16 protein-coding genes are annotated in these 20,057 nt (G+C 66.4%); 8 read left to right on the top strand and 8 right to left on the bottom strand.

Annotated features, from left to right (window positions below):
• Positions 1-29 precede the first annotated feature (29 nt).
• From BWQ92_RS12570 to BWQ92_RS12555, 4 genes are all read left to right on the top strand, one after another.
• Positions 30-1,913 (top strand): BCCT family transporter, encoded by a 1,884-nt coding sequence (locus BWQ92_RS12570; RefSeq protein ID WP_076799936.1) that lies wholly within the window; start codon positions 30-32, stop codon positions 1,911-1,913.
• A 9-nt stretch (positions 1,914-1,922) separates the two neighbouring features.
• Positions 1,923-2,891 (top strand): formyltetrahydrofolate deformylase, encoded by a 969-nt coding sequence (purU, locus tag BWQ92_RS12565; RefSeq protein WP_076799935.1) that lies wholly within the window; start codon positions 1,923-1,925, stop codon positions 2,889-2,891.
• A 35-nt stretch (positions 2,892-2,926) separates the two neighbouring features.
• Positions 2,927-5,434 (top strand): GcvT family protein, encoded by a 2,508-nt coding sequence (locus BWQ92_RS12560; protein WP_076799933.1) that lies wholly within the window; start codon positions 2,927-2,929, stop codon positions 5,432-5,434.
• Positions 5,435-5,674: 240 nt separating this feature from the next.
• Complete coding sequence (locus tag BWQ92_RS12555) at positions 5,675-6,235, top strand: DUF2231 domain-containing protein (protein ID WP_157365148.1); 561 nt, start codon at positions 5,675-5,677, stop codon at positions 6,233-6,235.
• Here the strand turns inward: BWQ92_RS12555 and BWQ92_RS12550 are convergent.
• Positions 6,232-7,200: an IS481 family transposase gene (locus tag BWQ92_RS12550; protein WP_076799930.1), complete on the bottom strand. Its 969-nt coding sequence runs from the start codon at positions 7,198-7,200 to the stop codon at positions 6,232-6,234. The two genes, BWQ92_RS12555 and BWQ92_RS12550, sit on opposite strands and share 4 nt — an antisense overlap.
• A gap of 110 nt (positions 7,201-7,310) precedes the next feature.
• Entirely contained in the window at positions 7,311-7,673 is a 363-nt protein-coding gene (locus BWQ92_RS12545; protein WP_172804283.1) for a cupin domain-containing protein, read from the bottom strand.
• Positions 7,674-7,842: 169 nt separating this feature from the next.
• Here BWQ92_RS12545 and BWQ92_RS12540 point away from each other — a divergent pair, with 169 nt between their 5' ends.
• Entirely contained in the window at positions 7,843-8,418 is a 576-nt protein-coding gene (locus BWQ92_RS12540; protein ID WP_076799927.1) for a hypothetical protein, read from the top strand.
• Positions 8,415-11,324, top strand: coding sequence for an ATP-binding cassette domain-containing protein (locus BWQ92_RS12535; RefSeq protein ID WP_076799925.1), 2,910 nt, complete (start codon positions 8,415-8,417; stop codon positions 11,322-11,324). The genes BWQ92_RS12540 and BWQ92_RS12535 overlap by 4 nt, the downstream gene beginning before the upstream one ends.
• Positions 11,325-11,343: 19 nt before the next feature.
• Here BWQ92_RS12535 and BWQ92_RS12530 read toward each other — a convergent pair whose 3' ends face one another.
• Positions 11,344-15,024, bottom strand: a complete 3,681-nt coding sequence (locus BWQ92_RS12530) for a homocysteine S-methyltransferase family protein (protein WP_076799923.1) — start codon at positions 15,022-15,024, stop codon at positions 11,344-11,346.
• Positions 15,025-15,117: 93 nt separating this feature from the next.
• Positions 15,118-15,717 carry a TetR/AcrR family transcriptional regulator gene (locus tag BWQ92_RS12525; RefSeq protein WP_076803691.1) on the bottom strand — a complete coding sequence of 200 codons (600 nt, stop codon included), beginning with the start codon at positions 15,715-15,717 and terminating at the stop codon, positions 15,118-15,120.
• 172 nt (positions 15,718-15,889) lie between these two features.
• Here BWQ92_RS12525 and BWQ92_RS12520 point away from each other — a divergent pair, with 172 nt between their 5' ends.
• On the top strand, positions 15,890-16,861 hold the full coding sequence (locus BWQ92_RS12520; RefSeq protein ID WP_236782946.1) for an NAD(P)/FAD-dependent oxidoreductase: 972 nt from the start codon (positions 15,890-15,892) through the stop codon (positions 16,859-16,861).
• A 226-nt stretch (positions 16,862-17,087) separates the two neighbouring features.
• Here BWQ92_RS12520 and BWQ92_RS12515 read toward each other — a convergent pair whose 3' ends face one another.
• Both BWQ92_RS12515 and BWQ92_RS12510 read right to left on the bottom strand, forming a co-directional pair.
• Positions 17,088-17,273, bottom strand: a complete 186-nt coding sequence (locus tag BWQ92_RS12515) for a hypothetical protein (RefSeq protein ID WP_076799920.1) — start codon at positions 17,271-17,273, stop codon at positions 17,088-17,090.
• Positions 17,274-17,523: 250 nt separating this feature from the next.
• Complete coding sequence (locus BWQ92_RS12510; protein ID WP_076799919.1) at positions 17,524-17,910, bottom strand: hypothetical protein; 387 nt, start codon at positions 17,908-17,910, stop codon at positions 17,524-17,526.
• Between the two features lie 434 nt (positions 17,911-18,344).
• Between BWQ92_RS12510 and BWQ92_RS12505 the strand changes: the two genes are divergently transcribed.
• Positions 18,345-18,641 (top strand): rhodanese-like domain-containing protein, encoded by a 297-nt coding sequence (locus tag BWQ92_RS12505; RefSeq protein WP_236783219.1) that lies wholly within the window; start codon positions 18,345-18,347, stop codon positions 18,639-18,641.
• Positions 18,642-18,710: 69 nt separating this feature from the next.
• On the opposite strand, the gene BWQ92_RS23560 is transcribed toward BWQ92_RS12505, so the two are convergent.
• Both BWQ92_RS23560 and BWQ92_RS12500 read right to left on the bottom strand, forming a co-directional pair.
• On the bottom strand, positions 18,711-19,133 hold the full coding sequence (locus BWQ92_RS23560) for a hypothetical protein (protein ID WP_157365147.1): 423 nt from the start codon (positions 19,131-19,133) through the stop codon (positions 18,711-18,713).
• Between the two features lie 663 nt (positions 19,134-19,796).
• Entirely contained in the window at positions 19,797-20,057 is a 261-nt protein-coding gene (locus tag BWQ92_RS12500) for a GlsB/YeaQ/YmgE family stress response membrane protein (RefSeq protein ID WP_076799917.1), read from the bottom strand.

Here is a 20,057-nt window from a genome sequence, read left to right as displayed (position 1 = left end):
GAGCCCTTTAATCGGAGCAAAGGACTTTCATGGCCCTGAACAGCGGCACCCGGAGCAGCGGCGACGCGCGCCTGCCGGAACTGGACGAGCACGTCCAGATCCTTCAGGAACTCCGGCAGAGCAAAACCGAGCAGGCGGTGTCGGCGCGCCGTAACCGCCACCTCACCCTCGACAAGGTGACGTTCGGGATTACCGGGGTGTTCGCCGTCGCCTTTGTGCTCTGGGGTTTCCTGGGCCGGGACAGCCTTGCGGCCACGTCGCAAAGCGTCCTCGGCTGGGTGATGGAATACACCGGCTGGCTGTTCATGGTCCTGGCTTCGCTGTTCGTGGTCTTTGTCCTGTGGCTGGCCTTGGGCAAGTTCGGCAACATCCCGCTGGGCAAGGACGGTGAAAAGCCGGAGTTCCGCACCGTTTCCTGGGTGGCCATGATGTTCGCCGCCGGCATGGGCATCGGGCTGATGTTCTATGGCGTGGCAGAGCCGCTCTACCACTACATTGCGCCGCCGCCCGGGACTGTTGACGGGCGTACCCCGGAAGCGGTCCAGACCGCCATGGCCACATCCATCTTCCACTGGACGCTGCACCCCTGGGCCATGTACGCCGTGGTGGGAATCGCGATGGCCTACGGCACCTACCGGTTGGGCCGCAAGCAGCTGATTTCCGCGGCGTTCACTTCGCTCTTCGGCATTCGCATGGTCGAGGGGCCGGTGGGCAAGTTCATCAACATCCTGGCGATCTTCGCCACGCTGTTCGGCACGGCCGCGTCGCTGGGCCTGGGTGCGCTTCAGATCGGCAGCGGCTTCACCTCCAACGGCTGGGTCGGGGAAATCGGCACACCGGTGCTCGTGGTGATCGTGGCCGTACTCACGTCCTGCTTTGTGGCCTCCGCTGTCTCCGGCATCAGCCGGGGCATCCAGTGGCTGTCCAACATCAACATGGTCCTCGCGGTCGTCCTGGCCGTCGTCGTCTTCGTTGCCGGCCCCACACTGTTCATCCTCAACCTGGTTCCGGCCGCGCTGGGTGACTACGCCAGGGACCTGGCGGTCATGTCCTCCCGTACCGAAGCCGTGGGCGACGAGGCGCTGCGCAGCTGGCTGTCCGGCTGGACCATCTTCTACTGGGCCTGGTGGGTGTCCTGGACGCCGTTCGTAGGGATGTTCATCGCCCGGATCAGCCGGGGACGGACCATCCGGCAGTTCGTCACCGGCGTGCTGCTGGTTCCCAGCATCGTCAGTGTGATCTGGTTTGGGATCTTCGGCGGCACCGCCTTCGGAATCCAGCAGCAGGCCGACCGGACGGAGAACCCCGCCGACGGCCTGGTGTCCATGGCCGGCGGATCCCCGTCGATCGACTTTGACGGCGCCCTCTTCGACCTGGTCTCGAACCTGAGCATGCCGGCCTGGGCCACCACCGCCGTCATCGTCCTGGCCATGGTCCTGGTGGCCATCTTCTTCGTCACCGGAGCCGACTCGGCCTCCATCATCATGGCGTCGCTGAGCTCCAACGGATCCAGCGAACCCCGCCGCGGACTGGTCATCTTCTGGGGCCTGCTGACCGGCGGCGTGGCCGCGGTGATGCTGCTGGCCGGCGGAGATGAACCGTCCGAAGCACTATCGGGGCTGCAGCGCATCACCATCGTCGCCGCCCTGCCCTTTGTCCTGGTCATGCTGCTCCTGTGCCTTGCCCTGGCCCGGGACCTGCGGCGTGATCCGCTGGCCTTGCGAAGCAGGCTGGCCACAAGCGTCGTCGAACGGGCCATCCGTTCAGGCGTCCAGCAACACGGCGGTGTCCACTTCGACCTCGTCACCAAACACGAATGCACCCCGCATTGCCCAGATGACGCCCCCTGCAGTGGCCGGGCCACCGATGCCCCTGCCACCGCCCCAACCGCAGCCCAGTCTGCTACACCCTAGGAGAAAATCTTGTCCACAGTCCTTGAAGGCGCCCCCGCAGTCGCCTCCACCACCGCCGCCAACAGCGGCACTCCGGCAAAAGCCCGCGCTGCGGAATTTGTCCTCACCCTGGCCTGCCCGGAACGGCCGGGCATCGTCCGCGCCATCACCACCTTCCTGGCGGACCGTGGCTTCGACATCGTGGAGCACCAGCAGTTCGACGACCACGTCAGCGGCAACCTGTACCTGCGGACCGCCTTCACGCACAGCGGCATCGACGGCGACCAGGGTCCTTTCGCCAGGCTCGGTGAGCCCGGCCAGCAGACGGCCGAAAGCCTGACCGCAGAGTTCGCAGCCATCGCCGGCGAGTTCGGCATGGACTTCAGCATCCACGACGGACGCCCGCAGCGGCTGCTGGTCATGGTGTCGAAGTTCGGCCACTGCCTGAATGACCTCATCTTCCGGTGGCGGGCCGGCAGCCTGGGTGCGGAGATCGCCGTCGTGGTTTCCAACCATGAGGACCTGCGCCCCATGGCCGAAGCGGCCGGGCTGACCTTCATCCACGTGCCCGTAACGGCCGCCACCAAGCCCGAGGCCGAGGCCCGCCTGCTGGACCTCGTGGCCGAATACGACGCCGACCTCGTGGTGCTGGCCCGCTACATGCAGGTGCTGTCCGACGACCTGTGCAAGAAGCTGCGCGGACGGGCCATCAACATCCACCACTCGTTCCTGCCCGGCTTCAAGGGTGCGAAGCCGTACCACCAGGCCTACGACCGCGGCGTGAAGATGGTGGGCGCCACGGCCCACTACGTCACCGCCGACCTCGATGAAGGTCCCATCATCGAGCAGGAAGTCTTCCGCGTGGACCACGCCCTCGACCCGGACGCGCTGGTGACGGTGGGCCGGGACGCCGAGACCCAGGCGCTCTCCCGCGCGGTGAAGTGGCACTGCCAGCACCGCGTCCTGCTCAACAACACCCGCACCGTCGTCTTCCGTTAATTTTCCGCTAACGCGATCCAGGAGAAACACACACCATGAGCGCATCACCACGCGTCGTCATCATCGGCGCCGGCATCGTCGGCACCAACCTCGCGGACGAGCTGTCCAGCCGCGGCTGGACGGACATCACCGTCGTCGAGCAGGGTCCGCTGGAACTGGCCGGCGGTTCAACGTCGCACGCCCCCGGCCTGGTGTTCCAGAACAACCCGTCCAAGACCATGACGGAATTCGCCACCTACACCGTCAACAAGCTGCTCGCGCTGAGCAAGGACGGCGAGTCCTGCTTCAACCAGGTGGGCGGCCTGGAGCTGGCAACCACTCCCGAGCGCCTGGCCGACCTCAAGCGCAAGATGGGTGTGATGACCTCCTGGGGCGTCGAAAGCCGGATCGTCGACGCCGACGAATGCGAAAAGATCTACCCGCTGCTGAACACCGGCAAGCTCACCGGCGGCCGCGAGGTCCTGGGCGGCCTGCTCATCCCCACCGATGGCCTGGCCCTGGCTGCCCGTGCCGTGCAGCTGCTGATCGAGCGCTCCCGCGAACGGGGCGTGACCTACCTCGGTTCCACCACCGTCACCGGCATCTCGCAGTGGGGCGGCAAGGTCACCGGCGTCGAGACCTCCTCCGGCGTGATTCCCGCCGACGTCGTGGTCTCCTGTGCAGGCTTCTGGGGCCGTGAGCTTGGCAAGATGGTGGGCCTGGAGGTGCCGCTGCTGCCGCTGGCCCACCAGTACGTCGTCAGCACCCCGCTTCCCGAACTCGAGGGCGTCAACGAGCTTCCCAAGGGCGCCAGCAAGCCCATCCTCCGCTACCAGGACAGGGACCTGTACTACCGCGAATGGGGCGACCGCATCGGCATCGGCAGCTACGCCCACCGCCCGATGCCGGTGGATATGTCCGCCCTGCCGAAGGTGGCGGCCGAGGAAATGTCCGACCACCGCATGCCCTCCCGCCTGGACTTCACCCTTGAAGACTTCGTGCCCGCGTGGGAAGACAGCCAGGACCTGCTGCCGGCACTGCGCAGCGCCGCGATCCAGGACGGCTTCAACGGCATCTTCTCCTTCACCCCCGACGGCGGCCCGCTGATCGGCGAAGCCCCGGAGCTCTCCGGCTTCTTCGTTGCCGAGGCCGTGTGGGTGACGCACTCCGCCGGTGTGGCCAAGGCCGTGGCCGAGCTGCTCACCGAGGGCCGGTCCCGCATCGACCTGCACGGCACGGAGCTCACCCGCTTCGAGAAGGTCCAGACCAGCGACGACTACGTCAGCGAGACCTCGCAGCAGAACTTCGTGGAGATCTACGACGTCCTGCACCCGCTGCAGCCCAAGGAATCCCCGCGGGACCTGCGCGTCAGCCCGTTCAACGTCCGGCAGAAGGAACTCGGCGCCTTCTTCCTGGAGTCGGCCGCCTGGGAGCGCCCGCACTGGTTCGAGGCCAACCGTCCCCTGCTGGACGAACTGCCGGAAGAGTGGCAGGCACCCGAACGCGAGCCCTGGGCCGCCATGTTCTCCTCCCCCATTTCCGCAGCCGAAGCGTGGAAGACGCGCACCGCCGTCGCGCTTTACGACATGACGCCGCTGAAGCGCCTGGCCGTCAACGGCCCCGGCGCCCAGGAGCTGCTGCACCGGCTGAGCACCGGCAACATCGCCAAGAAGCCCGGCGCCGTCACCTACTGCCTGCTGCTCGAGCACGACGGCGGCATCCGCAGTGACGTCACCGTCGCCCGCCTCGGGGAGGAAGACTTCCAGCTTGGCGTGAACAGCAACGTGGACTTCGACTACCTGCGCGTCGAGGCCCGCAAGCAGTCGGCCGCCGATCCGGCCAAGTGGGTGCACGTCACAGACATCACCGGCAGCACCTGCTGCATCGGCCTGTGGGGCCCGCTGGCCCGCGAGGTCATCGGCAAGGTCAGCACCGACGACGTCACCAACGACGGCCTGAAGTACTTCCGCACCAAGGAAATCAACGTGGGCGGCATCCCCGTCACGGCCATGCGCCTGTCCTACGTGGGCGAACTCGGCTGGGAGCTGTACACCACCGCCGAGTACGGCCTCAAGCTCTGGGACCTGCTGTTCGAGGCCGGCCAGGAGCACGGCATCATCGCCGCCGGCCGCGGTGCCTTCAACAGCCTGCGACTGGAGAAGGGCTACCGCCTCTGGGGCACGGACGTGACCACCGAGCACCACCCCTACCAGTCCGGCCTCGGCTTCTCCGTGGCGAAGGACAAGGAAGGCTTCGTGGGGGCGGAGGCCCTGAAGGCCCTCAAGGAACAGCCCGTGGACAAGGTGCTGCGCTGCCTGACGGTCGACGACGGCACGTCCATCGTGCTGGGCAAGGAACCGGTGTTCGTGGGCGGCGTAGCGTCCGGTTACGTCACCAGCGCCGCGTACGGCTACTCGATCCGCAAGCCGATCGCCTACGCCTGGCTGCCTGCCGCTGTCTCCGAGGGCGACGCCGTGGAGATCGAGTACTTCGGCCGCCGCGTCGCCGCCACGGTCAGCGCCGAGCCGCTGTTCGACCCCGGCATGGAGCGCCTCCGCGGCTAACCCGCTTTGCGGGGCCGTCCTGACCTTCTTTGAAGCTGGGCCCACGACCGCAGGGTTCCCTGGCCGAGCTTGCGAGGTTAGGGGGCGGTTGGGGAACGACGGCGACACACCGGTAGATCCGGCGTGTCGCCGTCGTTCTTGGTTAAGAAAGGGTCAGGACGGCTGGCAGTTGCCGGGCACTGATCCTGTCCAGAGGTGGCACCCTGTCCAGAGCTGAGCCGAGGGCGTAGCGTGTGACCCGTGAATGAGTTGTCGTTGCCGCAGCGCGTGGCCCGGGCGGTGGGCTCGAGCCCTGTCTCGGAAAAGCTGGCTGCCGCCCAGGAGCTCCTCTACGGCCCGATACCGGCCTGGGCACGGCGCAGCCTGTTCCACACCGGCGTCCTCGGCCACTCAGCCCATCCCCCACTGACTGACGTGACAATTGGGTGCTGGACCGCCGCCTCCATTCTCGACCTGGCCGGAGGAACCCAGGCCCGGTCCGGGGCAACGCTTCTGGTGGGGGCCGGCCTGGTAGCGTCCGGGCCAACCTCTCTCGCGGGTGCCGGGGACTGGGCGGAGATGACCGGCGCCGAGCGCCGGATCGGGGCAGTACACGGTCTCGGGACCGACGTCGCCATCTTCCTGTTCCTCGGGTCCCTGGTCGCGCGGCTGCGCGGCCGGCATGGCCTCGGTGCGGGGCTTGGACTCGCGGGGAATGCAGTCCTGGCGGGCGCCGGTTTCCTGGGCGGGCATTTGGCGCTCAACCGGGGAACGGCCCGAAGGACCACTGATGCCGACCTGAGGCTCCCCGGCCCAAACTAGATGTATTGACCTGAGAGGTTGGTGACGCGGCTGGCCGGTGTCTGACCTTTGAGGGCGGTGTGGGATCGGTGGTGATTGTAGGCATGGAGCCAGTCGGGGAAAGCGGCGACACGCTCGGCCTCTGAGCGGTACGGGCGGATGTAGGCCCATTCCTCGAGCATGGTCCGGTTGAAGCGTTCGACCTTGCCGTTGGTTTGTGGCCGGTAGGGGCGGGTGCGTTTGTGCTTGATGTCCGGGCCCAGGGCTTCAGCGAAAGCGCGGGACCGGTAGCAGTTCCCGTTATCGGTCAGGACGCGCTGGACGGTGATTCCGTGGGCGTTGAACCAGGCATTGGCCCGGGACCAGAAGGCTGCTGCTGTTTCCTTTTTCTCGTCGGTGAGGATCTCGCTGTAGGCAAGACGTGAGTGGTCATCGACGGCGTTGTGGAGGTAGTGATAGCCGGGCCGGCGGTTGGCCGTGGTGCCGGTCTTGTTCTTCCACCCGGCGGTCCTGCCCAGGACCCGGTGTCCGCCGCCATTGGGGATACGGCCGAGCTTTTTGATGTCGACGTGGACCAGGTCCCCGGGCTTGTCGTGTTCGTAGCGGCGGATCACCCTGCCGGTGCCGCGATCGAGCCAGGCCAGTTTCGCGAGCCGGTAGCGGGACAGCACACGATGGACGGTGGAGGGGTGGATGCCCAGCAGATAACCGATCCTGGCAGGGCCCCACCGGCGGTTCACACGGAGGGCGATGATCCGCCGCTCGGTACGCGTGGCAGTCCGCCGAGGCGAAGAGTGCGGGCGGCTGGAGCGGTCCTCCATTGCTTCCGGTCCATGCTCGCGGTAGCGCTCAGCCCAGCGCGCAGCGGTCGGGACCGAGACCTGGAACCGTTCCGCGGCCCGGCGCAGACTCCAACATTGGTCAACGACACACTGCGCGAGCTGCAGCCGGCCACGGGGCGTCAGAAGAGCGTTAGGGTGGGACATGAAGACCTCCGTGCGTGGAATTGGACTCTAGACAAGCCCCACTCCACCCGGAGGTCTTCTTCATGTCACCGAACCACGCCGAGCGTCACTAACGTCCGTGGTCAATACAACTAGACGGCGATGGTGACGTACTGCTTCTTGAAGTGCTCGTGGATTTCCCAGACCCCGCTCCAGCCGTTCGGGATCAGGACCATGTCGCCCGCCTTGTGGTCCACCCGCTCGCCGGCGTCGGAGACGAGGGTTCCCTTGCCCTCCAGCACCAGGATGACCTCGTTGACGCCCTGGCGGGCGGTTTTGAAGCTGCCCGGCGAGCACTCCCAGAATCCGAGGTCCACGCTGCTGGCGTTGACGGTGAGGGCGTTGTCGGCCGCGTCCTTCGGCTCGGTGCCGTTGACGGCTGTTGGCTTGAGGACCAGGTCGCCGAGGGACAGGTTCTCCAGCGAACGGAGGACTTTTACTTGTGCGTTCGTCATGTGCTTCCTTTCATCATGCATGACGGTCATCATGCACACGGGGGGCGTTCATAATATGAACATTGTGTTCAATGTGGCACATGCGCTCACTTCGGTCAAGAGGGCCAAAGTAACGTCACACAACGCGAAGGCATCCGGTTCCGGGCAGGCAACGTCCTACCCTTAACAAGTGACACTGACTAAGATTCGCACCGCCGCCGCGAGCTCCCTCGCCGCCGCAGGTCTCCTGTTTAGCCTCGCCGCCTGCTCCTCGCCGGCCGCCACCCAGCCAACCGCTTCTGAAACGACTTCCACAGCAGCGGCTTCCACCAGCGCCGCCTCTGAATCCAGCGCGGCCACCGAGCCCTGCGCCGGGGTGAAGGTGATCGTCGACTCGGGCGCCCTGAAGCAGGCTGCCGCCGACACATCCGTCTGCGTGCCCGTGGACGCGCCGACTCTCGCTTCCAAGGTGCTCGATGAGGCAAAGGTGAAGACCGAGGGCACCGACCAATACCCCAAGGAACTGGTGTGCCGGGTGAACGGCGTGCCAGCCGCGGACTTGGACATCACCCACAAGGGCGGCACGTACCGCGAGGAATGCAAGAAGATGCCTGCCGCCTTCGCCTACTGGTCCCTGTGGGTTAAGCCGGAATCCGGCCCCTGGGCATACGCGCAGGAAGGCCTCGCCACCCTGAAGGTCAGCCCGGGACAGAGCCTGGAGCTGCTCTACACGGTCGACGGCGCACCGGCCGCACCGACGGCGTGACCTTTCGACCCGCGCCGTTACGGGCAGGGGCGGCTCTCGCCGTCGTTTTCATCGCGGCGCGGGTCATCTACCGCATCCTTTTCAACGGGGCAGGCATTGGTGATTCGGTTCTGTTCGACATACCGGCGATCCCGTTGCCTGCCCCGTATGCCCATGTGGTCCTCTTCGGGCCGGTAACGGCCCAGGGCCTGGAGGAGGCGGTCCTGTCCGCCCTGCCGATTGCCGGCTTGATCTTCGGCTTCGGCCTCCTCAACGCCTGCGTGGACGTGGCCCGTGGCTTCGTCGTCCTGGCCCGCGGCGGCCCCATGCAGGGCATGGCCCGGATGCTTGTGGTGGCCTGGGCAGCGCTGCCCGCGCTCTCCGACGCCGTGGGCTCCGTGCGCCTGGCTTTCCGGCTGCGGGGCGAACGTTTCGGACCCCGCGCGCTGGTTCCCGTGCTCGAGCGCACCCTCGAGCACGCCAGCCGGGTCGCCGCAGCCCTGGAGCTGCGGGGCTTCGGGAGCCGGTCGCCGCTCCAGTCCGGCCGCGGCGATGAAGCACCGCTGCTCGTCCGGGACGCACACTTCAGCATTGGTGACGCGCAGGTCCGCGTCCCCACGTTCACGCCGTCGAGCGGGTCCATCACGGTCATAACCGGGCCGACCGGCTCCGGCAAGTCCACGATCCTGCGGGGCATCGCGGGCCTCCTCTCACACGTTGACGGCGGCGGCATTTCCGGCACGCTGTGCATCGCCGGAACGGACCGGGCCGCGACGCCGCCGCGGGACACCGCCCGCCTCATCGGCGTCGTACTGCAGAATCCGCGCGCCGCCTTCGCCACCACCCGGGTCCGCGACGAAATCGCCCTCGCCCTCGAACTGCGCGGCGTGGCATCAGCCGCCGCCAAGGCACGGGTATCGGAGGTCGCGGAGCGTATCGGGGTGTCGGCCCTGCTGGACCGGAACATCAGCACGCTTTCGGCGGGTGAGGCGATGCTCGTGGCCATCGCCGCTGCGGTGGTGGAGCACCCGGCCCTGCTCCTGGTCGACGAGCCCCTGGCCGACCTTGACTCCGCAGCACGCGGCCGCGTCATCGCCGTGCTCAACGCCCTGGCCCGCGAAGCGGGCGTCTGCGTCATCGTGGCGGAGCACCGGGCGAAGCCGCTCGTGCCCATTGCCGACTCCTGGTGGACCATCGACGACGGCACCCTGGTTCCCGGCGTCGCACCCTCCGCTCCGGCCACGGCCGTTCCCCATCCAACGCCCGGGGAAGCAGGGGAAAACCCGGCGGAGCACGCGCCCGTGCTGACGGCTACGAAACTCGAGGTGCAGCGCGAGGGCAAGCCGCTGGTGCGCGACGCATCCTTCACCCTCCACCGCGGGGAAGTCGTGGCCCTGGTGGGGCCGAACGGAGCCGGGAAGTCATCGCTCCTTGTGGCGCTTGCCCTGGGTGAAGGCACGCTTGAGGGGACGCGCGTTGAAGGCGCAGCCGGCGGCGGGCGCGTGGCCCTCGTTCCGGACGCCTCTGACGACCTCTTCACCAGGGACACCGTGGCGGCGGAGCTCCGGGCGGCAGAGCGGCGCCACGCGCGTGACTCGCGGCGTTCAAGCCCGGGGGGTTCAAACCCTGTGCCTGCGGAATCACGCCTTGCCCGGCTACGGGGAAATGCCCGGATGCCGATCGGGCACGAGCATCCCCGGGACCTCTCTGCCGGCGAGCGCAGGATCCTTGCCATCGCGCTGCAGACCATGGACGATCCCCAGGTGCTCCTGATCGATGAGCCGACGCGCGGCCTCGATCCTGCGGCGCGCACCGCAGTCTCGGCGGCGCTGCGGGCCGCAGCGGATGCCGGTGCGGCGGTCCTGATTGCCACGCACGATGTTGATTTCGCCCATGGCCTCGGCGCCCGGATCCTGCCGATGCACGACGGCGTCACCCCCTCATCAGTGTCGCCCAGCGCTGTCCTACCCGGCGCCGTCGAACCGCCTCTCAACGCTCCCCCGGAAGCAGCTACGGCGCTGACGGCCACCTCCCCGGCGGGCACAGCAGCGGCAGGCACTGCACGGAAGCCTTGGGTCTCTCCCCAACCAACGGATATGCAGGGAAGGGCAAAAACCCGCCGGATCCGGATGCCACGGGCTGTCGAAGTTGCGGTTCTCGCGGCAGCAAACCTCCTGGCTCTGGCCACGTTCTGCTGGCCGCTGCTCGCGACGGCCCTCCCGGAGGATGCCGCCGCCGCCACACCCTACGCGGCGCTGGCAATAGCGCCCCTTGCCGCCGTCGCCGTCGTGGTGTCCCTCGACGGCTCGGTGCGCTCCGCGCACACTGTCGCGTTGCTCGGCGTGCTGGCCGCCGTCGGTTCGGTGGTGCGGGTGGCGAGCACCGGCGTCGGGGGCGTTGAGGCAGTCTTTATTCTGCTGATCCTGGCCGGCCGCGCCTTCGGTGCCCGTTTCGGTCTGCTCCTCGGTGCCGCCACCATCGCCGTCTCGAGTGCGCTGTGGGGCGGCATCGGACCGTGGACGCCGTTCCAGATCTTCGCCTGCGCGTGGGTGGGCGCCGGGGCCGGCCTGCTCCCCCGCCGGGTGCGCGGGAAAGCGGAGCTGTGGATGCTGTGCGGCTACGGGGCCCTGGCGTCCTACCTGTTCGGCCTGCTGACGAACCTGTGGTTCTGGCCCTTCGCCGTCGGCGCCGGCACGGGCATCTCCTACGTCCCTGGCGCTCCGCTGGGCACCAACCTCAGCAGCTTCCTGCTCTACTCGCTCCTGACCTCCACGGCCGGCTGGGACACGCTGCGCGCCGTCACCACGATCATCGGAATCTGTGTGGTGGGGCGGGCGATCCTTGCCGCGCTGCGGCGGGTAAAGCCGGTCTTCGGCGGAAGCGGGCAGGCCATGCAGGCTCAAGCCACGCAGACCCTGTCCATCTAGGCCAAAGACCGGCTTCGCCTTACACCTTGAAGTACTTCGCCTCCGGGTGGTGGAACACGAACGCGTCGGTGGACTGTTCGGGCTGGAGCATCAGCTCATCGCTCAGGATCACACCCATGCGCTCGGGACGCAGCAGCTCCACCACCTTGCGGCGGTCCTCCATCTCGGGGCACGCGGGGTATCCGAGCGAGAAGCGTGCACCGCGGTAGTCGAGCTTGAACAGTCCTGCCTTGTCCTTCGGTTCCTCGGCGGCGAAACCCAGCTCCGAGCGGACGCGCGCGTGCCAGAACTCCGCGAGCGCCTCGGTGAGCTGCATGACCAGCCCGTTGAGCTCGTAGTAGTCGCGGTAGTGGTTCCCCGCGAACATCTCCGCAAGCACCTCGTCGATCTTGGCACCGGCGGTGACCAGCTGCACCGGCAGGACGTCGATCGTCCCGGATTCGCGCGACCGCACGAAGTCGGCGAGGCACAGGTGCTTGTCGCGGCGCTGGCGCGGGAAGTCGAAACGCAGCCGCTCGGTACCGATCGGTCCTCCTGACCCGCCGTCCGTGGCGAGGAGGCCCGGGGTGCCGAGCACGCCGTCGGGATCCTCCGCGTGGTGCAGCACCACCACCTGTTCCCCTTCGGAAACCACCGGGAAGTAGCCGTACGCGACGGACGCGTCGAGCATTCCCTCGGCGAGGATGCGGTCCAGCCAATACCGCAGGCGCGGCCGGCCCTCGCGTTCCACCAGTTCCTCATAGGTGGCGCCGCCCTCGCCGCGGCCGGGCTTCAGCCCCCACTGCCCCATGAAGGTGGCACGCTCATCCAGGAAGGCCGCGAAGTCGTGCAGCGCAACACCGCGCACGATGCGGGTACCCCAGAACGGCGGCGCAGGCACAGGGTTATCGGATGCCACGTCGGAACGGCCGGGCATCGCCTCCGGCTCGGTCACAGTGAGCTTCGCGCCCCCGCGGTGGATGCGCTTCTTCAGCGGCGGAAGGCCGACGTCATCCGGCGACTCGCCGCGGGCCACGCGGACCAGCGGTTCCATGAGGCCCAGGCCTTCGAAGGCGTCCTTGGCGTACCTGACCACGCCGTCAAACTGCTCCGCCAGGTCCTGCTCCACGTAGGCGCGGGTCAGGGCAGCCCCGCCGAGGATTACCGGCCACTTCTTCGCCAGGCCGCGGGACTGCAGCTCCGCGAGGTTCTCCTTCATCACCACCGTGGATTTCACCAGCAGCCCGGACATGCCGATCACGTCGGCGTCGTGCTCCTCCGCGGCGGCGATGATCTCGGCGATGCCCTGCTTGATGCCGATGTTGACCACGTTGTAGCCGTTGTTGGTGAGGATGATGTCCACGAGGTTTTTGCCGATGTCGTGTACGTCGCCGCGGACGGTGGCGATCACCATGGTGCCCTTGCCCGAGGAGTCGGACTTCTCCATGTGCGGTTCGAGCAGGGCTACCGCGTTCTTCATCACCTCGGCGGACTGCAGCACGAACGGCAGCTGCATCTCGCCGGCGCCGAAGCGTTCACCCACCACCTTCATGCCTTCGAGCAGGTGGTCGTTGATGATGCCGAGCGCGGTCATGCCCTCGCTGCGCGCCAGGTCGAGGTCCTCCTCGAGGCCCTTGCCTTCGCCGTCGATGATGCGCCGCTGCAGGCGTTCACCGGTGGGCAGCGCGGCGAGTTCCGCGGCGCGCTGGTCCTTGAGGGCTGCGGTGTCGACGCCGGCGAAGAGGTCCAGCATGCGGGCCAGGGGGTCGTAGGTGGTGTTGCCGTCAGCGTCGTATTCGCGGCGGTCCCACACGAGGTCCAGGGCCACCTGGCGCTGCTCTTCGGGCAGGGAGGCGAGCGGCACGATCTTGGCGGCGTCGATGATGCCGCTGGTCAGTCCTGCCTGCACGGCCTCGTGCAGGAACACGGAGTTCAGGACGATGCGCGCGGCAGGGTTCAGGCCAAAGGACACATTGGAGACGCCGAGCGTGGTGTTGATGCCGGGGTACTTCGCAGTGATCTGGCGGATCGCCTCGATCGTTTCGATGCCGTCCCGTCGCGTCTCCTCCTGGCCGGTGGCCACGGGGAAGGTCAGGCAGTCGACGATGATGTCCTCGACGCGCATCCCCCATTCGCCCACCAGTTCGTCGACGAGGCGCGAGGCGATGGCCACCTTGCCGTCTGTGGTGCGCGCCTGGCCGTGCTCATCGATGGTCAGGGCGATCACGGCGGTGCCGTGTTCCTTGACGAGCGGCATGATGCGCGCGAAGCGGCTGTCCGGGCCGTCGCCGTCCTCGTAGTTGACGGAGTTGACCACCGGGCGGCCGCCGATGAGTTCGAGGCCGGCCTGCAGGACGGGCGGTTCGGTGGAGTCGATGACGAGCGGGAGGGTGGAAGCGGACGCGAAACGCGAGACCACCTCCTTGATGTCGGCGACGCCGTCGCGCCCCACGTAGTCAATGCAGACATCGAGCAGGTGCGCGCCGACGCGGATCTGCTCGCGGGCGATATCCACGCAGTCGTCCCAGCGCTCTTCGAGCATCGCCTGGCGGAACGCCTTGGAACCGTTCGCGTTGGTGCGCTCACCGATGGCCAGGTAGGAGGCGTCCTGGTCGAACGACACATGCTGGTACAGGGAAGCGATGCCCGGGTCCTGCTCGGTGGGGACGCGGGCGGCGCCGTTCCCGCTGCCCGTGCCGTTCCCGCTGCCGGCGGCAGCGCCGCCGTCGGGCGCGTTGCTTATGGTGCGGAAGGGGGCAAGACGTTCGACGACGGCGGCCATGTGCTCCGGCGTCGTACCGCAGCAGCCGCCCACGAGCCCCAGGCCGAACTCCCGCACGAACTGTTCGTGGGAGGCGGCGAGTTCGGCAGGCGAGAGCGGGTAGTGCGCGCCGTCGGCGGTGAGCACCGGCAGGCCGGCGTTGGGCATGCAGGCGATCGCGACGGAGGACTGCTTGGAGAGGTGGCGAAGGTGCTCGCTCATCTCGTCGGGGCCGGTGGCGCAGTTCAGGCCGATGGCGTCGACGCCGAGCGGTTCGAGCGCGGTGAGCGCGGCGCCGATTTCGGAGCCCATCAGCATGGTTCCGGTTGTTTCGACGGTCACCTCGACGAAGATCGGGAGGCGGATGCCGCGGGCCACGATGGCCTGCTTGCAGCCGTTGACGGCGGCTTTGGTCTGCAGGAGGTCCTGGCTGGTCTCGATGAGGAATGCGTCCGCTCCCCCGTCGATGAGGCCTTCGGCCTGCAGGGCGAACGTCTGCTTGAGGTAGTCGTAGCTGGTGTGGCCGAGGCTGGGGAGCTTGGTGCCCGGCCCCATCGAGCCAAGGACCCACCGCATCCGGCCGTCCGTTTCTTCTGCCGCCTCGGCACGCTCGCGGGCGATCTTCGCGCCCTTCAGCGCGAGTTCGGTGATGCGGTCGTCGATGCCGTAGTCGGAGAGGTTGGACCAGTTGGCGCCGAAGGTGTTGGTTTCCACCGCGTCGATGCCCGTGGCGAAGTACGCGTCGTGGATGTCGGCGATGACGTCCGGGCGCGTGTGGTTGAGGATCTCGTTGCAGCCTTCCAGGCCCTGGAAATCCACCTCGAGCGACAGCTCGCGGCCCTGCAGCATGGTGCCCATCGCACCGTCGGCGATGACGACCCGGTGGTTCACGGCGTCCAGGAGTTCCTGCGAACGGGCAGGGCGGGCGACGGATTCTATATCAAGAGCAAAACGAGGCATCTAAACAGGTTACGGGCGAGTCGCCGAAACATTGCTTCGTGTGTCCGTGTGCTACGACGGCGGGTGGCCTGCTGTCCTTCAAGCCGCCTCCGGTCAGGACCGGCGGTCGTCCATGAGCAGCGCGGCCATGGCCTTGGCGCGGGCAGCGGCGTGGGGGTCACCTTCGGCCGCGGCAACGATGGCACCTTTAAGCAGGATGTGGATGGACCAGGCGAAGTCGTCGGGGTTGTCCAGGCCAGCGGATTCTGCAAGTTCGGCGATCTCCTGCCGCGTTTTGTCCAGGTACTCGATGCTCACCTTGCCGAGGGGATGCTCGGGGCCCATTTCCATCATCACGTGCAGGAACGAGCCGACCTGCGCCGCGCCCTGGCGGAACCAATCGTCGAAGACGTCGAAGATGGTCAGCACGGCTGCCCCGTCGCTGGTCGCATGCCGGGCGATCGCCTCCTGGATCGCCGCCGTCCGTTCCAGGTACCACTGCTCGAGGAAGGCCAGGACGACGTCGTCCTTGGAGGGGAAGTGCCTGTAGAAGGTTGCCTTGGCCACTCCTGAAGCACGGATCAGCTCGTCGACTCCCACATCGCGGATCCCGCGGCGGGCAAACAGCTCGTAGGCGACGGCAACAATCTTCTCCCGAGGCCCGTCCGCCGCAAGGCGCTTGGGCTCCTCGGCCCGGCTCTCTGGGGTCTGCACACACGGATAATACATCGTCTCGATGCACGTAGACAGACCGTTCTGTCTACGCCTAAAGGACTGGGTCAGGCCGGCATGGCAAGGGATTGATAAGTATGCTTATGATGCTCCTCTTAGTGGCGGTATGCAGAGGGTACGGAAACGTATGAAGCGAAGCTGGTTAGGGGACCGCATGGCACCGGAAAAGATCTATGACGTCGTGGTTGTCGGAGGAGGAGCAGCCGGCCTGAGCGCGGCTGTGACTCTCAGCAGGGCACTGCGTTCCGTGGTGGTCATCGACGCCGGTGAGCCACGGAACGGCCGTTCCCCGGAGGTGCACGGGTTCCTCGCCCATGAGGGCCTGCCGCCTGGCGAGCTTCTTGCGGCTGGCCGCACGGAAGTCCGGGCATACGGTGGTGAGATCCTGCAGGGGCGGGCCGTCTCGGCACGCAAAGAAGCCGGCATTTTCATCACTGAGCTGCAGGACCGGCGGAGCCTCCGTTCGCGGCGCCTGCTCATCGCTTCCGGCTTTGAGGATGAGTTGCCGGAGGTGACTGGCATCAACAAACGATGGGGCCGCGACGTGCTGCATTGCCCGTACTGCCACGGCTGGGAAATCCGCGATCGGGCCATAGGAATTCTTGCCACGGAACCCGCGGCGGTGCAGGAGGCACTGCTCTTCCGGCAGTGGAGCGGCAACGTCACTTTCTTTCAGCACCTCCTGGAGGACCTCGATTCCGGAGACCGTGAACAGCTTGAGGCCCGGTCAATCCGCGTCGTCAAAGGACGCGTGGCTGCGTTGGAAATATCGCAGGACACCCTCAGGGGACTGCGCGTGGCATCCGGCCAGTCGGTCGCCTGCGACTACCTCGTCGTGAAACCCACCGCCAGGACCGAGTCGCCGGTGCTTCAGTCGCTCGGACTGCAGCAGGCAGACGGCGCCGCGCAGGGCCGGCATTTGGGCGCGGACCCCAATGGTCTGACGACTGCTGCGGGCGTATGGGCTGCCGGCAATATCTGTGACCCAACGGCAGAAGTGATAACAGCAGCCTCGGCAGGAGTTAAGGCAGCCACTGCTATCAATGCCGATCTTGTGGACGAGGACACCCGCCTTGCAGTAGAGGCGGCCAAGCGAGCCGCCTTCCCACCGGCGGTGCTGTCTTAGGCGGCGCCCCGAGCAGGACAGGGCCTGCCCTCTGGGGCTTCATCGACCCCGCAGGAGGTGCGCGAATTCCTGGGATGGGTGGCAGGCCACCAGTGCCCGCCGTCGACGTGAATGACGGTCAGGTCACTGACCCAGGACCCCAGCCCCTCCCTCAGGTGTGGTGAGAGGAAGGGATCCTTGAGGGGAACCACTACGGCAACGGGCAAATGTACCGACTCCGGGGCCGTTACCTCTCCGGCGGGGAAGCGGTTGCCGCGTCGTTCACCAGGGCGTTGAGAGTGAAGTCATCAGGAGCGTGCCGCACTGAGGACATCCCGGCGTTGCGGGTGTCGTAGGTGATGATGTGGTGGGCTGCGGCCAGTTCGGCGATGACCGGAAGATAAAGCCGGTGGTCATCCCGGTATCCGTGCACGAGAAGCAGACTGGGAACGCCGTTTCCTGGAGGTGGCCCATATTCGAACACGGCCAGCTCCGCGCCCGCGGACCGGACAGTGCTACGGCATTCCTTCCCTGCTTGCACTGCCCCACCCTACAGCTAAAAGACAACCCCTCGCCCCAGCTGCGAGCAGGCTGTTTTCCTTGCTGTTTACGGCACCGGGACAGCCCTGGTCGCTGCAATGAGGCGCATCATGGCCTCGTGCAGTTGCACTACGTCCTTGCGGCTAAGCCCCAGCGGCAACGGCGCGATCCAGCGCGAGCTCCATCGGCCGGAAGGGGGCACCTGGATTCTCCTGTCCGACGGCGACCGTCGCGGCGGACGCGCCGACACAGGCGGCGGTGACCGTGTACTGCCCGGCCGCAGGCACCTTCTCGATGCCGTCAAGACCCCTGAGAGGCCCGTCCAACGGCCCTACATCGGCAAGGAGGACCGGACCCGGCACTGACTCAAGGAGCCGGTCCAGCTCAGCGTAGTTCCCAGCTTCCCGCTCCAGTACCTCCGGAGCACTGTAGGGCTTCGCGGTAGCTGGTACGTGGCGTCGGGTCAGCTGCCGGTGCGTAAACGGGCGCGGAGCCAGTTGTTGGGGTATGCGCGGGTTCGGGGTATTCATAGGCGCACCCCGCACTGCCGGTCAGAGGGATCAGCAGGCACAGGACAAACGCGAGCCACTGCCGCCTGTCTTTCATTCCCACAAATCCATGGCGAACAAGCCCGCACCTCAAAACAACCACCGTGCTGGACGTCGGATTGAGTCGTCCTCCGCAAACGCCTCCAATCGCATCTCCGTTGAACTGGCTCCCTCCATAGCCTTGAAATTGACGACCAAAATAGCCCATCATTTCGCTTCATAGTGGAAACGACCGAGCAATCAGCAGGCAAGCGAGGAAAACGGTGAAGCAGTGTCATTTCTCAGACGACGGCGCCGCGACCGGCCAAAGCAGTTCAGATCAGAGCGGTTCCCCCGGGACTCTTACGATCAACGAATTACTGATTGAGAGCCGCAGCGGGCTCGAGCGTGTTCACGCGTCGGATCTTGAGCGGGAGATGGCAGCGGGCGCCCTTGTCGTAGACACACGGCCGGTCGATCAGCGAGACCGCGACGGTGATCTTCCGGGAGCGGTCGTCATTGACCGAAACGTTCTCGAGTGGCGGCTCGGCCCTTCCAGCCCCCACCGGCTCGCGATCGCCGACGACCCCGCCCGGCGGATCGTGGTCGTTTGCAATGAGGGCTACAGCTCCAGTCTCGCTGCACACACCCTGCAACGGCTAGGGCTGATCCATGCGACTGACCTTGTCGGCGGTTTCCAAGCCTGGGCAGCACTGCGCAAAAAGTCCGATTGAATGACTTGTCTCCGCTGGAGTTATCGACGATGCGAAATCCTAGACCCTGGTTCCCTCGCGACTGGAGCTTCACAGCTTCTTCTCTACGCGCTGTGACGCCGATAATTGATCGTATGTAAAGCAAAACAGCGATGCTTCAACTGGCCCTCCCTCGCCATAGTGCGAGTTCATAACAGCTAGAGCAACACGCAGGTCTTCCGCTACTAACTCAGTGAATATCGGGTCGCCGCTCCATTCCAGCGCTCGTCTAAACGCACTAGTAGATGCCGAATATTGTTCATCCTGCAGTCGGATCTTTCCAATGGCGTGCGCTGCCCTTGATGCAATGGCGGGGACTCCGGAATCAAGTAGGGGGAAAATCTTCTCTTCTGCTTCTTGTACTGCACCTCGGGATGCCAAGTCGAGGGCACATGAAAACAGCTCGTCATTTTCGTCTCTAGGTGGGTCGCTAGAATCGGGAGCGTTCAAAACCGGGACTTCACCCAGTTCCACTGGTACCAAGGCTGGCTGACCGTGAAGGTGACGAAGCAATCTGTCCAAGCTCCGATTGCCCGGAACGCCAATCTCATAGAAGTTCGTCAGGGCCAAGGGAGGAGAGATGAATCTGACGTCCTCTCCGCTCACAACGACGGGGATGAACTTGACCTTTTCCGTCTGACTGAAATATAGATCGCTCGTGATGATTGACTAGGGCCACTACTCCGCTATGCGAGACTCCAACTCCGTGCAAGCCCGTCAGGAGGCCGGCGCCAGTACTTTCCGTCTGGGCCCCACTTACGCGGGTGGTTCTCTTCTGTGTCAGTCGGGATCCTGGCGGACTTTCATTGCTGAGCAGAAGCCGCCCGCCGCTGTGCGCCCGGGCCTGGCTGCTGTTCGTCTACGCCTCTGTCGTCGTGTTGGCGGCCCTTGGTCTGTGGCTGCAATCGACCTGGCTCGCCACCTGTCCCGCTGTCGGAGGCGTCCGTCAGGACGCTGGAAAGGTAGGCGCCGCGCCAAATGGCGTTCCGGTCCGGGTCGTCAGCCGCCGCTGATTTCACCAGGCGCCTCCCCTCCCCCGGTTCTCGGCAGGCCCTGTCCGGTTTTGGGCACCCGTGCCTGAGCTGACGGGAACTCCGGCACCGGGGTGCTGAACCGCCAGGGGCAGTCGTGATCTTGTTATCGGCGGGCGCCCTTGCGGCCGGAGATCCCTTCCGCGACGCCAATCAGAAGAACGGCGGCGATGACGGCAACGATGAATCCAAGGACGTTCAGTTCGAAGATGTCCCCGGTGCCCAGCAGGCTAGCGATAACCCCTCCTACGACAGAACCGGCCAGCCCAAGCAGCAGCGTGGCGACCAAGCTCAGATTCTGCCTGCCTGGCTTAATGAACCGCGCCAGTACCCCGATCACGAGACCCGCAACGATGAAACCGATCAT

This window comes from Arthrobacter sp. QXT-31 (assembly GCF_001969265.1).
Lineage (GTDB): Bacteria > Actinomycetota > Actinomycetes > Actinomycetales > Micrococcaceae > Arthrobacter.
Note: the sequence above shows the minus strand (reverse complement) of the source record. Positions and strands in the feature narration are given on the sequence as shown.